Raw genomic sequence first — 13,571 nt, 5'->3', positions numbered from 1 at the left:
CGACGCATGGCACAAGACCATCGTGGAGACAAACCCCTGCTGCACATCGAGGGCGTGACGGTGCGCTTCGGCGGCATCGTGGCGTTGGACGGCGTGTCGTTCGACGTCGCGCGCGGCCAGATCTGCGGGCTGATCGGCCCCAACGGCGCCGGCAAGAGCACGCTGTTCAACTGCCTGTCGCGGCTGTACACCTTCAGCAGCGGCCGCATCGAATTCGAGGGCCGTCCGCTGGCCAGCCTGCCGCGCCACCAGATGGCAGGCCTGGGCATCGGCCGCACCTTCCAGAACCTGGCGCTGTTCCGGACCATGACCGTGCTGGAGAACGTGTTGATCGGCTGCCACAGCAAGCATCATGCAGGCTTTCTGCGCAACGCCTTCCGGCTGCCCGGCGTGGCCCGCATCGAGGCCGATGCGTTGGCACGTGCGCGTGACTTGATCGACTTCCTCGAACTGGGCCCCGTGGCCGAGCGCATCGTGGCCGACCTGCCGTTCGGCACGCAGAAGCGCGTGGAGCTCGCGCGTGCGCTGGCCTCCGAACCGCAGCTGCTGCTGCTCGACGAGCCGGCCTGCGGCCTGAACCACGAGGAGCTCGAAAGCCTGGGCGCGCTGATCCTGGACATCCGCAACCGGCGCAAGGTCACGGTGCTGCTGGTGGAGCACCACATGAGCCTGGTCATGGGCGTGTCGGACAAGGTCGTCGCGCTGAACTTCGGCAAGAAGATCGCCGAAGGCACGCCGGCCGAAGTGCGCCGGCATCCGGAGGTGATCCGGGCCTACCTCGGTGAAGATGAGGAAGCAGGAGCGACCGCATGACGAAGCTTTTGGAAGTCCGCGGCTTGCATGCCGCCTACGGTCCCACGCGCGTGCTGCAGGGCATCGACCTGGATGTGTCCGAAGGCCAGGTCGTCGCCCTGCTGGGCGCCAACGGTGCCGGCAAGACCACGACGCTGCGTGCGCTGTGCCAGATGATGGTCAGCACGCAGGGCACGATCACGCTGGCGGGCCAGCGCATCGACGGCCGTGCCACCGAGCAGATTGCCAAGGCCGGCGTGGGCCATGTGCCCGACGGCCGTGGCACCTTCCTGGGCCTCACGACCGAGGAGAACCTGCGCCTGGGCGCCTACGCCCGCGCGAGCCGCGCCGGTGTGGAAGATGACCTGGCCAAGGTCTACGGCTACTTCCCGCGCCTGAAGGAGCGCCATGCCCAGCAGGCCGGCACGCTGTCGGGCGGCGAGCAGCAGATGCTGGCCATCGGCCGCGCGCTGATGGGCAAGCCGCGCCTGTTGCTGCTGGACGAGCCCTCGTTCGGCCTGGCGCCGCTGATTGTGAAGGACATCTTCTCCATCATGCGGCGCATCAACCAGGAGGAGCGCGTCTCCATCCTGCTGGTCGAGCAGAACGCCAAGCTGGCGCTGGAGCTGGCCAGCACCGCCTACCTGATCGAGACCGGGCGCATCGTGCTGTCCGGGCCCTCGGCCGACATTCGCAACAACGACGCCGTGCGTCGTGCGTACCTGGGGGATTGAGCGACATGGATGCATTTCTGCACCAACTGCTGGCGGGCCTGGCCACCGGCGGCATCTACGCCAGCGTGGCGCTGGCCCTGGTCATGATCTACCAGGCCACGCACCACATCAACTTCGCCCAGGGCGAGATGGCGATGTTCTCCACCTTCATCGCCTGGAGCCTGATCCAGGCCGGCCTGCCGTACTGGGTGGCGTTCGTGGCCACGGTGGTGCTGTCCTTCATCCTGGCCGCGGTGGTCGAGTTCACCGTCATCCGGCCCATGCACGACAAGCCCGTGCTGTCGGTCGTGGTGGTGTTCATCGGGCTGCTGGTGATCTTCCACAGCGTGGCGGGCTGGCTGTTCGGCTACACGATCAAGCAGTTCCCGAGCCCCTTCCCCTCGGACGCCTGGTTCGCCAGTTCCATGATGTCGGCGCACGAGGTCGGTGCGATCTTCGTCACGCTGTGCGTGGTGGCCTTGCTGTTCAGCTTCTTCCGCTTCACGCCGCTGGGCCTGGCCATGCGGGCGGCGGCGCAGAACCCGGTGTCTTCGCGCCTGGTCGGCATCAACGTGGGGCGCATGCTGATGCTGGGCTGGGGCCTGGCCGGCGCCATCGGTGCCGTGGCCGGCATGATGGTCGCGCCGGTCGTGTTCCTCGATCCGCACATGATGACGGGCGTGCTGCTCTACGCCTTCGCCGGCGCGCTGATCGGCGGCATCGACAGTCCGGTGGGCGCCGTGCTCGGCGGCTTCATCGTGGGCGTGCTGGAGAACCTGGTCGGCACCTATGTCGTCGGCACCGAACTGAAGCTGTCTGTCGCGCTGGTGCTGATCATCGGCGTGCTGATCGTCAAGCCTTCTGGCCTCATGGGCCGCACCATCGTCACGCGGGTCTGAACGCCATGAACACGCAAGTCTCTTCCGCTTTGCCGATCGCCCCTGGCGCGGTGTCCAGTGCCGCGGCGTCCCGGCCGGCCGCTTCGCGCAAGACCCTGGTCTGGGTCAGCCTGCTGGTGCTGATCGCCATCGCGCTGACCTTCGTCCTGAAGGGCTACCAGCTGTTCCAGGCCACTATGGTGCTGTCGTACGCGATCGCGCTGCTGGGCCTGAACATCCTGACCGGCTACAACGGCCAGATCTCGCTGGGCCACGGCGCCTTCTACGCCATCGGCGCCTACACCACGGGCATCCTGATGGAGCACGCCAGCATGCCGTACTTCCTCACGGTGCCCTCGGCGGCCGTGGTCTGCCTGGTCGTGGGCTACCTGTTCGGCCGGCCTGCGCTCAAGCTCGAAGGCCTGTACCTGGCGCTGGCCACCTTCGCGCTGGGCGTGGCCATGCCGCAGCTGCTCAAGTACAAGCACCTGGAGCAGTGGACCGGCGGCGTGCAGGGCATCGTGCTCATGAAGCCGGGCGCACCGTTCGGCCTGCCGCTCACCGAAGACCAGTGGGTCTACCTGTTCTCGCTGCTGGTCACGGTCATCATGTTCGTGATCGCCCACAACCTGCTGCAAAGCGGCAGTGGCCGCGCCATGCGTGCGATCCGCGACCACGCCATGGCGGCTGAGGCCATGGGCGTGGACAACAGCCACTACAAGGCCATGACCTTCGGCGTGTCGGCCGCGTTCACGGGCGTGGGCGGTGCGCTGTCGGCCATCGCGGTGCAGTTCGTCGCGCCGGATTCGTTCACGCTGTTCCTGTCGATCTCGCTGCTGGTGGGCATCGTGGTCGGCGGCGTGGGCACGCTGTACGGCGCGATCTTCGGCGCCATCTTCATCATGTTCGTGCCGACCTTCGCCGAGAAGGTCTCCAAGGCTGCGCCCTGGGCCGTCTACGGCGTGGTGCTGATCATCTTCATGTTCGCCATGCCGGGTGGCGTGGTCGGCCTGCTGCGCAAGATCCAGGCGCGCTTCGGCCGTGCCGGATGAGCGGGAACAGCTGCTGGACGCCTTGCAGGCACTGGCCGACCGGCTGGTGCGGGGGGGCGGCCCGGTAGCGGAACTGCGCCGCCTCTCAGGCGGTGCGAGCCAGCAGACCTGGGCCTTCACGGTGGGCGGCACACCGCTGATCCTGCGCCGCGCGGCCACCGCGGAACACGGGCGCAACCATGGCTCCGCGGGCCTGGCCAACGAGGCGGCGCTCATCACCGCGGCACATGGCGCCGGCGTGCCGGTGCCGGCCGTGCGCCGTGTGTTGCGGCCCGAGGACGGTGCCGGCGATGGCTTCGTGATGGACCGCCTGGAAGGCGAGACGCTGGGCCGGCGCATCGTGCGTGACCCGGCGCTGGCCGGTGCCCGCAGCGTGCTGGCGCGGCAGTGCGGCGCGGCCATGGCACGCATCCACGGCCTGGCGACCGCGCAATTGCCCCATCTGCGCACGGCCTGCGCGCGTGCCGAGCTGGATTTCCAGGCCGGCCTGCACCGCAGCCATGGCACGGTGCGGCCGGTGTTCGCGCTGGCGCTGCAATGGCTGGCGCGCCATGCGCCCGCCGATGTGGACCGGCCCGTGCTCGTGCATGGCGACTTCCGCAACGGCAACCTGATGGTCGATGCCGACGGCCTGTGCGGCGTGCTCGACTGGGAGCTGGCGCACCTGGGCGATCCCATGGAAGACCTGGGCTGGATCTGCGTGCGCTCCTGGCGCTTCGGCGGCGGCAAGGCGCTGCCCGTGGGCGGCTTCGGCACGCGCGAGGCGCTCTGCGCGGGCTACGTGGAGGCCGGTGGCCGGCTCGACGCCGCGCGGCTGCGCTGGTGGGAGATGCTGGGCACGCTCAAGTGGGGCATCGTCTGCGAGTCCATGGTGCAGTCCTGGATCGACGGCTCCGAACCCGAACTCGAGAAGGCGGCCATCGGCCGGCGCGCCTCGGAAGTCGAGTCCGACCTGCTGGCCCTGCTGGCCGAGGAGAGCACCTGATGCAGGACCGACCGCACGCGCCCGAGCTGCTGCAGGCCGTGGCGCAATTCCTGCGCGAACGCGTGCTGCCCGCCACCGAGGGCGCGCTGGCCTACCAGGTGCGCGTGGCCGCCAATGCGCTGGGCATCGCGCAGCGCGAGGCGGAGCAGGGTGCGGCTGCCCAGGCACGCGAGGCTGCGGGCCTGCGCGCGCTGCTTGGAGTGGACGCGCCCGCCGAACTGGAGGCCGCCAACCGCCTGCTGTGCGAACGCATCGCCGCGGGTGCCATGGACCTGGCCACGCCGGGCCTGCTCGCGCATCTGCAGGCCACGACCGCCGACAAGCTCGCCATCGACCAACCAGGGTATTCGGACGAACCATGAACTTCGATCTTCCCGCCGACCTCGTGGCCTACCTGGCCGAACTCGACGCCTTCATCGACCGCGAGATCGTGCCGCTGCAGCAGCAGGACGACAACCAGCGCTTCTTCGACCACCGGCGCGAATGGGCGCGCACCGACTTCGAGAACGGCGGCCTGCCGCGCCACGAATGGGAGGCCCTGCTGGGCGAGGCGCGTCGGCGCGCCGACCGCGCCGGCCACCTGCGCTTCGCGTTGCCCAGGGAATTCGGTGGCCAGGACGGCAGCAACCTGTGGATGGCCGTGATCCGCGACCACTTCGCGGCCAAGGGCCTGGGGCTGCACAACGACCTGCAGAACGAGCACTCCATCGTCGCCAACAACCCCTTCGTGCTGATCCTGCGCGACTTTGGCACAGCAGCCCAGCAGCAGGAGTTCACGCAGGGCATGCTGGACGAGCGCTTCAAGATCGCCTTCGGCCTCACGGAGCCCAACCACGGCTCGGACGCCACCCACATGGAAACCCGCGCCGTGCGCGAGACGCGCGGCGGCCGCGCGGGCTTTCGCATCGATGGCGAGAAGATGTGGACCACGGGCATGCACGTCGCCACGCACTGCCTGGTGTTCGCACGCACGAGCGGCGCGGACGGTGCGGCCAAGGGCATCAGCGCGTTGATGGTGCCGTCCAAGACGGACGGCGTGAAGGTGGAGGAATACCTCTGGACCTTCAACATGCCGACCGACCACCCGCGCGTGAGCTTCACGAACGTCTGGGTGCCCGAGGACGCGCTGCTGGGCCCGCTGGACGGCGGCCTGGCCATCGCCCAGCACTTCGTGCACGAGAACCGCATCCGCCAGGCCGCCTCCAGCCTGGGCGCGGCCGACTACTGCGTGCGCGAGAGCGTGCGCTATGCGCGCGAGCGCAAGCCCTTCGGCGAGGAGCTGGCGCGCAACCAGGGCATCCAGTTCCCGCTCGTGGAACTGGCCACCCAGGTGGAGATGCTGCGCCTGTTGATCCGCAAGACCGCCTGGCAGATGGACCAGATGCCCAAGCCCGAGGTCGAGAAGCGCCTGTCGGACAAGGTGTCCATGTGCAACTACTGGGCGAACCGGCTGGTCTGCGAGGCGGCCGACCGGGCCATGCAGGTGCACGGCGGCATGGGCTATTCGCGCCACAAGCCCTTCGAGCACATCTACCGCCACCACCGCCGCTACCGCATCACCGAGGGCTCGGAGGAGATCCAGATGCGCAAGGTGGCCGGGCACCTGTTCGGCTACATGGGCGCCGGCAAGCACTGAGTTCCTTTCACCACCCAAGAGCGAGACGAGGAGACAAGCATGCAGATGAACAGACGGCAGATCGCTTTGGCCGGCGCGGCCATGCTGGCCCCGGGCCTGGCCCTCGCGCAGAAGAAGTACGACGCTGGCGCCAGCGACACCGAGATCGTGCTGGGCATGCCCATGCCGCTGTCGGGCCCGGTCTCGGGCTATTCCATCGTCGGCAAGGTGGCCGAGGCCTACTTCAAGCAGCTCAACGAGCAGGGCGGCATCAACGGCCGCAAGGTCAGGCTGTTGATCTACGACGACCAGTACTCGCCGCCCAAGACCGTGGAGGTGGCGCGCCGCATGGTCGAGCAGGACCAGATCCTGGCCATGTTCGGCAACCTGGGCACGGCGCCCAACCTGGCGATCCAGCGCTACATGAACGCCAAAAAGGTGCCGCAGCTGTTCGTGCAGAGCGGCGCGGGCCAGTTCAACGACGGCGAGAAGTTCCCGTGGACCTCGCCCTTCCTGGGCAGCTACCAGGGCGAGGGCCGCGTGTTCGCGGCCCACATCCTGGCCAACAAGCCCGACGCCAAGGTGGCGCTGCTGATGCAGAACGACGACCTGGGCCGCGAGATCCAGAAGGGCCTGCAGCAGGGCCTGGCCGGCAAGAGCGCCAAGCTGGTGGCCCAGGCCAGCTTCGAGGTGACCGATCCCACGGTGGACTCGCAGATCGTGCAGCTCAAGACCGCCGGCGCCGACGTGCTGGTGCTGGCCGCCACGGCGCGCACCGTGGCCCAGGCCCTGCGCAAGGCGGCCGAGCTCGGCTGGGAGCCCGACCGCTACGTGAACCTCGCGGGCTCCTCGGTCAAGATGGCTTTCGAGCCGGCTGGCGCCGACAAGGCCAAGGGCGCGATCACGCTGTCGGCCTGGAAGGAGCCTGCGGCCAAGCGTTGGGCCGCCGACCCCGAAATGCAGGCCTACCTGAACCTGCTCAAGACGCATGCGCCCGGCGTGGACCCGAACAACTCCTCGGGCGTCTCGGGCTATGTGGTGGGCCAGCTCATGGCCCACATCCTGCGCGAGTGCGGCGACGAACTCACGCGCGACAACGTGCGGCGCATCGCCAGCAGCCTCAAGCAGCCCAAGATCGCGATGCTGCTGCCCGGCGTGAGCATCAGCACCTCCACGCAGGACCTGCACGTGTTTGCCGCGCTGCAGCCCGTGCGCTACAACGGGGTCGACCTCGACCCCATCGGTTCCGTCCTCAGCTTGAAATGAGACCACCCCCGTTTGGATTTCTCACTGCGTGTGGAAATCCCATCCCCCCTCCAGGGGTCGCCGCCAGCGGCCGGGCAGAGCCCGTTCCGCGGCGTCCGCTGGCATGGCCTGCTCCGCGGCCATCGGAACGGCGGCTTGCGTGCCGCCCAGCGTCGTCAGTGCGGCGCGCTCGTGCAACCGAAAGTTGAAAGGTATCCATGACCATCGAAAACCCCTTGCTCGAAGAGCGCCACGGCGACGTGCTCGTCATCAGCCTGAACATCCCCGAGCGGCTGAACCCGATCGCGCGCGAATTGCAGCACGCGCTGCGCGCACGCCTGGCCGCGCTGCGCGAAGACCGCAGCGTGGCCGCGCTGGTGCTGACCGGCGCGGGCCGCGCCTTCTGCGTGGGCGCCGACCTGTCCAGCAACATGGCCGGCAACGGCACCTCCGTCGGCCAGGCCAGCTACGAGACCATGGAGTCGCTGTCCAACCGCATCATCGAGGACTTGCGCACGCTGCCCATGCCGGTGGTCAGCGCCGTCAACGGCCCGGCGGCCGGCGCCGGCGTGGGCATCGCGCTGGCGGCCGACGTGGTGGTGGCCGCGCGCTCGGCCTACTTCTACCTGCCCTTCATGCCCAAGCTGGGCATCGTGCCCGACCTGGGCACGACCTGGTTCCTCGAACGCTTCGTCGGCCGCGCGCGCGCGGTCGGCATGACCATGCTGAACGAGAAGCTGTCGGCCGAGCAGGCCGCGCAATGGGGCCTGGTCTGGTCCGTGGTGGACGACGCCGACCTGCGCACCCAGGCCCTGGCGCTGGCCCAGCGCCTGGCCAAACTGCCGGCACACGCGGCGCGCGAGGTGCGTGCGGCCTACGACTCGGCCGGCCGCGTGTCGCTGGTGGAGCAGATGCGCTACGAAGCCGAGCGCCAGCGCGAGCTGCTGGACGCGCCCTCCTTTGCAGAGGGCGTGAAGGCGTTTCGCGAGAAAAGAGATCCAATCTTTCCAAGAAATTGATCGATTTCCGGACATGTTGTCCGGATAAGCGAGAATGCGCGCTGTCATGCTCAAGCGCGTTCCCGTCGCCGATCTGACCCTCGGCATGTTCCTGCACCGTTTCGACGGTGCCTGGATGGACCATCCGTTCTGGCGTCAGAACTTCCTGCTCGAATCCGCAGAGGATTTGGGGCGCATCCGTGCCTCTGGCGTTCAGGCCGCCTGGATCGACATGGCGCGCAGCGTGGTGCCCGAGCTTGCGTCTGGGCCCCAGACGCCGGAACCTGCAAAGCCCGCCATCGCGGCGCCGCCGCGGCGCACGCCGACCGGGATGGACGACGAGTTGCGCACCGCCGTCAAGCTCTGCGGCCAGGCGCGCGAATGCATCACCACCGTGTTCGAGGCGGCGCGCATGGGCCGCCTGGCCGATTCGTCGGCCGCGCGCGGTCTGGTGGAGGATGTCTGCGACTCGGTGCTGCGCAACCCAGGCGCGCTGATCAGCCTCGCGCGCTTGAAGACCGCCGACAGCTACACCTACATGCATTCGGTGGCCGTCTGCGCGCTGATGGTCTCGCTGGCCGCCCAGTTGGGCCTGGACGAGGCGCAGACGCGCGACGCCGGCCTGGCCGGCCTGCTGCACGACATCGGCAAGGCCAAGGTGCCGCTGTCCATCCTGAACAAGCCCGGCAAGTTGACCAACGAGGAATTCGACATCGTGCGCAGCCACCCGGAGCACGGCCACGCCATGCTGCTGGCCTGCGGGGACGTGGGCGAGCCCGTGCTCGACGCCTGCCTGCACCACCACGAGAAGATGGACGGCAGTGGCTACCCGCGCCGCCTGCAGGGCGAAGGCATCAGCCGCATCGCGCGCATGGCGGCGATCTGCGATGTCTACGACGCCGTGACCTCCGACCGCCCCTACAAGAAGGCCTGGGATCCGTCCGAGGCCGTGCGCCGCATGGCCGAGTGGAGCGGTGGGCATTTCGACAAATCGCTGTTCCAGGCCTTCGTCAAGAGCGTGGGCATCTACCCCGTCGGCTCGCTCGTGAAGCTCAGCTCGGGCCGGCTCGCGGTGGTGGTGGAGCAGTCGCCCGCGCTGACCACGCCCAAGGTCAAGATCTTCTTCTCGACCAAGGCGCAGCTGCGCCTGGTGCCCGAGGTGCTGGACCTGTCGCGCACCGTGAACGAGAAGATCGTGGCGCGCGAGGACCCGGCGCAGTGGCACTTCACCGATCTCAACGAACTGTGGGCGGGCTTTCCCGTGCAGCCATGGTGAGCCAGGGCCGTCCCGCGCTGCGCACGGTGGCGCTGTTCGAAGCCGCCAAGGGCCTGCTGGCCCTCGTCGGCGCCTCCGGCCTGCTGGTGTTCGCGCACCGCGACCTGCAGGCGCTGGCGCTGCGGCTGCTGGAGCACATGCACCTGAACCCGGCGGCGCGCTATCCGCACATCTTCGTGCAGGCCATCGAACACCTGCAGGACCAGCGGCTGGCGCTGCTGGCCCTGGGCGCCGCGGCCTACGCGCTGCTGCGCCTGGCCGAGGCCTATGGCCTGTGGACCGGCCGGGCCTGGGCCGAATGGCTGGCCGCGGCCAGTGGCGCCATCTACCTGCCGTTCGAGGTGGCCGAACTGCTGCGCCGGCCGGGCTGGCTCAGCGCCTCGTTGCTGCTGCTCAACGCAGGCATCGTGGTGCTGATGCTGCGCGCGCTGCGCCAGCGTGGCGCGCGGCCGCGCTGGCGGTCCTGAACCGGCGGGACACCCGGGCGGTTGTGGCCGCGCCGCCGGGCGGCATACTCGCCGCGATGCAAGCCCTGTCCGTCCCCATCGAAACCCTGCAACGCCGCTTCGTCGCGCAGACGCCCCAGATGGCCGACATTGGCCTTCAGATCACGTCCGCCAGCGTCGGCCAGGCTGCCATGCGCCTGCCCGACCGGCCGGACTGGCTCGGTGATCCGGCGCGCGGCCTGCTGCACCCCGGCCCGCTGATCGTGCTGGCCGACTCCTGCTGTGGCCTGGCCGTGGGAACGTCGCTGAGCGAGCGCCAGCCCATTGCCACGCTGGACCTGCGCATGGACTACCTGCGCCGCGCCGGGCCGGGCCAGGACCTGCACTGCGCCACGCACTGCTATCGCCTGACGCGCAACGTGGCCTTCGTGCGCGGCGCGGTCTGGCAGGCCGACCCGGAGCAGCCCGTGGCCAACGTGCAGGCCGCCTTCATGCTGGCCACGCCGGCGCGGCGCCAGGCCCCGCCGGCCGGCCCCGCCGCGGCCGAGTCGGTACCCTGGAGGCCGCCCACCGGCGACGCGGCCGTGCTGGACGGCGTGGAGATCCCCTATGCCGACTACCTGGGCATTCGCCTGGCCGAGGCCGGCAGCGCGCCGGTCTACCGGCTGCCCTTCCAGCCCAAGCTGGTCGGCAACCCGCAGCTGCCCGCGCTGCACGGGGGCGTGGTGGCCGGCTTTGCCGAAAGCGCGGCCACACTGCACCTGATCGAGGCCATCGGCGGCGCCAAGTTTCCCAAGTGCATCGACTTCTCGATCGACTACTTGCGCAGTGGCCGGCCCGAGGACACCTACGCGGCCTGCGAGATCGTGCGCCTGGGCGCGCGCGTGGCGCTGGTGCAGGTGCGCTGCTGGCAGGGCAAGGGGCCGGAACACCCGATCACGGTGGCGCGCGGCAATTTCCTGTTGACGGAGGCGAACCCATGAAAGCCGAGGACAGGAAGCAGCTGCTGCACACCCTGCAGACGCGGTTCGAGGCCCACATGCAGCGGCATGCGGGCCTGGCCTGGGCCGATGTGCTGGCGCGGCTCGATGCCAACCCCGCGGCGCTGAACCCGTTGCACGCCATGGAAGCGACGGGCGGCGAGCCCGATGTCGTGGGCCTGGATGCGGCGAGCGGCCGCTACAGCTTCTGCGACTGCGCGGCTGAGAGCCCGGCCGGGCGCCGCAGCCTGTGCTACGACCGCGCCGCACTCGATGCGCGCAAGGAGAACAAGCCGCAGGGCTGCGCCGAGGACGTGGCCGAAGCCATGGGCATCACCCTGCTGACGGAGGCGCAGTACCGTGCGCTGCAGCAGCTGGGCGAGTTCGACCTCAAGACCTCCAGCTGGATCCAGACGCCGGCCGGCATCCGCGCGCTGGGTGGCGCGCTGTTCTGCGACCGGCGCTACGGCCAGGTCTTCGTCTACCACAACGGTGCGCCGTCGTACTACGCGGCGCGCGGTTTTCGCGGCCTGCTGCAGGTGTAGGTCGCAGGGCTCAGGGCAGGGCCAGCGGCGACAGCGTGGCGCGCAGCCGGTCGGCCTGCGAGAACCCGGCCTGCTCGGTCTGCAGAGCCTCTTCCACGTTGCCGATGTGGGCCAGCATGCGCTGGCGTGCCTCGCCCATGTCGCCGCGCTCCATCGCGGCCACGATGGCGGCGTGCTCGGCGCAGGACTGGCTGGCGTCGTGGCTGGATTGGTAGAGCGTGGCGGCCAGCGTGGTGCGGGCGGTCAGGTCGCGCAGCACGTCCGACAGCAAGCGGTGGCCCATCTCCTGGGCCAGGCAGACGTGGAAGTCGGCCAGCAGGAAGGCGCGCGTGGCGGCATCGGCGCCCTCGATGGCCTGCTGCTCCTGTGCGATGTGCTGACGCAGCGCGCGGATGGTCTGGGCCAGCGGTTTGCCCTCGGCGCCGAGGATGCCGGATTCGACGATGCGCCGCGCGGCGAAGGCGTCGCGCGCCTCCTCGGCCGAGGGCTGCACCACATACCAGCCGCGCTTGGGCTGCACCTCGACGAAGCCGCGCGCCTGCAGCTGCATGAGCGCCTCGCGCACCATGGTGCGGCTCACGCCGAACAGGTCGGCCAGTTGCTGCTCGCCGAGCCGCTCGCCCGGGGCGAGCTTTTGCGCGAGGATGGACTGGACCACGCGCTCGGCGATGGTCGTGGGGCTGACTTCGGTGGGCATCGCGCTAGTGTGCAGCAGCGCGTCCCGGGTAGGCCGATGGCACCTCGGCCTGTGCCGCCACGTCGTCGTCGACCGGCTCGCCGTTCAGCACCGCATGGGCGCGGGCCCGGTCGATGTCGCCCTCCCAGGCGGCCACGGCCACGGTGGCCACGCAGTTGCCGATCAGGTTGCCCAAGGCGCGCGCGATGCCCATGAACCAGTCCACCGACAGCACCAGCACCAGGCCGATGGCCGGGATCGCGGGGATGGCGTGCAGCGTGGCGGCCAGCACCACGATGGCCGAGCCCGGCACGCCATGCGCGCCCTTGGAGGTGACCAGCGCCACGGCCAGGATGGCCAGCAGGTCGGTCATGCTGACGGGCGTGTTGGTGGCCTGGGCGATGAACACCGCGGCCAGCGTGATGTAGATCGAGAACGCGTCGAGGTTGAACGAGTAGCCCGTGGGAATCACCAGGCCCACCGTGGAGTCGCGGATGCCCATGCGGCGCAGCTTGGCCATGATCTGCGGCAGCACGCTGTCCGACGAGGTGGTGGCGAACACCACGGCCAGTTCCTCGCGCAGGTAGCGCAGCAGCTTCCACAGGCTGAAGCCCGAGATGCGCATCACCGTGCCCAGCACCACGAACACGAACAGCAGCACGGCCACGTAGAACAGCCCCACCAGCATGCCGAGCTGCTTGAGCGAACCCACGCCGTACTTGCCGACCGTGAACGCGATGGCGCCCAGCACGCCCAGCGGCGCGAGCTTGATCAGGATGCCCATGATCTTGAACAGCACCAGCGACATCGTGTCGACCAGCTGCGCCACCGGCTTGCCCACATCGCCCAGCAGCGCCAGCGCGCAGCCGAACAGCACGGCGAACAGCAGCACCTGCAGCACGTCGCCGGTGGCGAAGGCGTTGACCACGGTGGTCGGGATCAGCTTCATGAGGAAGTCCACTGTGCCGCCGCTGGTCAGTTTGTCGGCGTTGCTCGCGTAGGCTGCCATGGCGGCCGGGTCCAGCGCCTTGGGGTCCACGTTCATGCCCACGCCGGGCTCGAACCAGTAGCCCAGCACCAGGCCCAATACGAGGGCCAGCGTGGTCAACACCTCGAAGTAGATCAGCGCCTTGACGCCGACGCGGCCCACGCGCTTCAAGTCGCCCGCGCCCGCGATGCCGTGCACCACGACGCAGAACACCAGCACCGGGATGATCATCTTGATCAGCTTGATGAACGCATCGCCCAGCGGCTTGAGCTGGACGGCGAACTCGGGATGGGCCAGGCCGAGTGTGGTGCCGACCACCAGCGCGATCACGACCTGGCCGAAGAGGGAACGGAAAAAGCGCATGGCAGCTCCTGTTGAATGC

Annotated in this window: 15 protein-coding genes; 13 read left to right on the top strand and 2 right to left on the bottom strand. The window is 69.3% G+C overall.

What is annotated here, in order from left to right; all coding sequences use genetic code 11:
- Positions 1–6 precede the first annotated feature (6 nt).
- The 13 genes from ASF45_RS24495 to ASF45_RS24435 all read left to right on the top strand — a co-directional run bounded on the left by ASF45_RS24495 (position 7) and on the right by ASF45_RS24435 (position 11,525).
- Positions 7–813, top strand: coding sequence for an ABC transporter ATP-binding protein (locus ASF45_RS24495; protein WP_056669366.1), 807 nt, complete (start codon positions 7–9; stop codon positions 811–813).
- Complete coding sequence (locus tag ASF45_RS24490; protein WP_056669365.1) at positions 810–1,526, top strand: ABC transporter ATP-binding protein; 717 nt, start codon at positions 810–812, stop codon at positions 1,524–1,526. The genes ASF45_RS24495 and ASF45_RS24490 overlap by 4 nt, the downstream gene beginning before the upstream one ends.
- 5 nt (positions 1,527–1,531) lie before the next feature.
- A complete protein-coding gene (locus tag ASF45_RS24485; protein ID WP_056669361.1) occupies positions 1,532–2,404 on the top strand; it encodes a branched-chain amino acid ABC transporter permease in 873 nt (290 codons plus the stop codon).
- Between the two features lie 5 nt (positions 2,405–2,409).
- Positions 2,410–3,435: a branched-chain amino acid ABC transporter permease gene (locus tag ASF45_RS24480; RefSeq protein WP_056669358.1), complete on the top strand. Its 1,026-nt coding sequence runs from the start codon at positions 2,410–2,412 to the stop codon at positions 3,433–3,435.
- The gene (locus ASF45_RS24475; RefSeq protein ID WP_235581023.1) at positions 3,425–4,420 is read left to right on the top strand and encodes a phosphotransferase family protein; all 996 of its coding nucleotides are present in this window, start codon (positions 3,425–3,427) and stop codon (positions 4,418–4,420) included. The genes ASF45_RS24480 and ASF45_RS24475 overlap by 11 nt, the downstream gene beginning before the upstream one ends.
- Entirely contained in the window at positions 4,420–4,782 is a 363-nt protein-coding gene (locus ASF45_RS24470; RefSeq protein WP_056669351.1) for a DUF6285 domain-containing protein, read from the top strand. The genes ASF45_RS24475 and ASF45_RS24470 overlap by 1 nt, the downstream gene beginning before the upstream one ends.
- The gene (locus ASF45_RS24465; protein WP_056669347.1) at positions 4,779–6,056 is read left to right on the top strand and encodes an acyl-CoA dehydrogenase family protein; all 1,278 of its coding nucleotides are present in this window, start codon (positions 4,779–4,781) and stop codon (positions 6,054–6,056) included. The genes ASF45_RS24470 and ASF45_RS24465 overlap by 4 nt, the downstream gene beginning before the upstream one ends.
- Before the next feature lie 39 nt (positions 6,057–6,095).
- Entirely contained in the window at positions 6,096–7,301 is a 1,206-nt protein-coding gene (locus ASF45_RS24460) for an ABC transporter substrate-binding protein (protein ID WP_056669344.1), read from the top strand.
- Positions 7,302–7,498: 197 nt separating this feature from the next.
- Entirely contained in the window at positions 7,499–8,299 is an 801-nt protein-coding gene (locus ASF45_RS24455) for an enoyl-CoA hydratase-related protein (protein ID WP_056669341.1), read from the top strand.
- 46 nt (positions 8,300–8,345) lie between these two features.
- Positions 8,346–9,554 (top strand): HD-GYP domain-containing protein, encoded by a 1,209-nt coding sequence (locus ASF45_RS24450; protein ID WP_056669338.1) that lies wholly within the window; start codon positions 8,346–8,348, stop codon positions 9,552–9,554.
- Entirely contained in the window at positions 9,548–10,021 is a 474-nt protein-coding gene (locus ASF45_RS24445; RefSeq protein ID WP_056669334.1) for a DUF2127 domain-containing protein, read from the top strand. Before ASF45_RS24450 ends, ASF45_RS24445 begins: the two co-directional genes overlap by 7 nt.
- 56 nt (positions 10,022–10,077) lie before the next feature.
- Complete coding sequence (locus ASF45_RS24440) at positions 10,078–10,983, top strand: PaaI family thioesterase (RefSeq protein ID WP_056669331.1); 906 nt, start codon at positions 10,078–10,080, stop codon at positions 10,981–10,983.
- Positions 10,980–11,525: a DUF4256 domain-containing protein gene (locus ASF45_RS24435; RefSeq protein WP_056669328.1), complete on the top strand. Its 546-nt coding sequence runs from the start codon at positions 10,980–10,982 to the stop codon at positions 11,523–11,525. Before ASF45_RS24440 ends, ASF45_RS24435 begins: the two co-directional genes overlap by 4 nt.
- 10 nt (positions 11,526–11,535) lie before the next feature.
- Here ASF45_RS24435 and ASF45_RS24430 read toward each other — a convergent pair whose 3' ends face one another.
- Both ASF45_RS24430 and ASF45_RS24425 read right to left on the bottom strand, forming a co-directional pair.
- On the bottom strand, positions 11,536–12,222 hold the full coding sequence (locus ASF45_RS24430) for a GntR family transcriptional regulator (protein WP_056669325.1): 687 nt from the start codon (positions 12,220–12,222) through the stop codon (positions 11,536–11,538).
- Positions 12,223–12,226: 4 nt separating this feature from the next.
- A complete protein-coding gene (locus tag ASF45_RS24425; protein ID WP_056669323.1) occupies positions 12,227–13,552 on the bottom strand; it encodes a C4-dicarboxylate transporter DctA in 1,326 nt (441 codons plus the stop codon).
- Positions 13,553–13,571 lie beyond the last annotated feature (19 nt).

The sequence above is a fragment of the Pseudorhodoferax sp. Leaf265 genome, from assembly GCF_001422365.1.
GTDB lineage: Bacteria > Pseudomonadota > Gammaproteobacteria > Burkholderiales > Burkholderiaceae_C > Pseudorhodoferax.
Note: the sequence above shows the minus strand (reverse complement) of the source record. Positions and strands in the feature narration are given on the sequence as shown.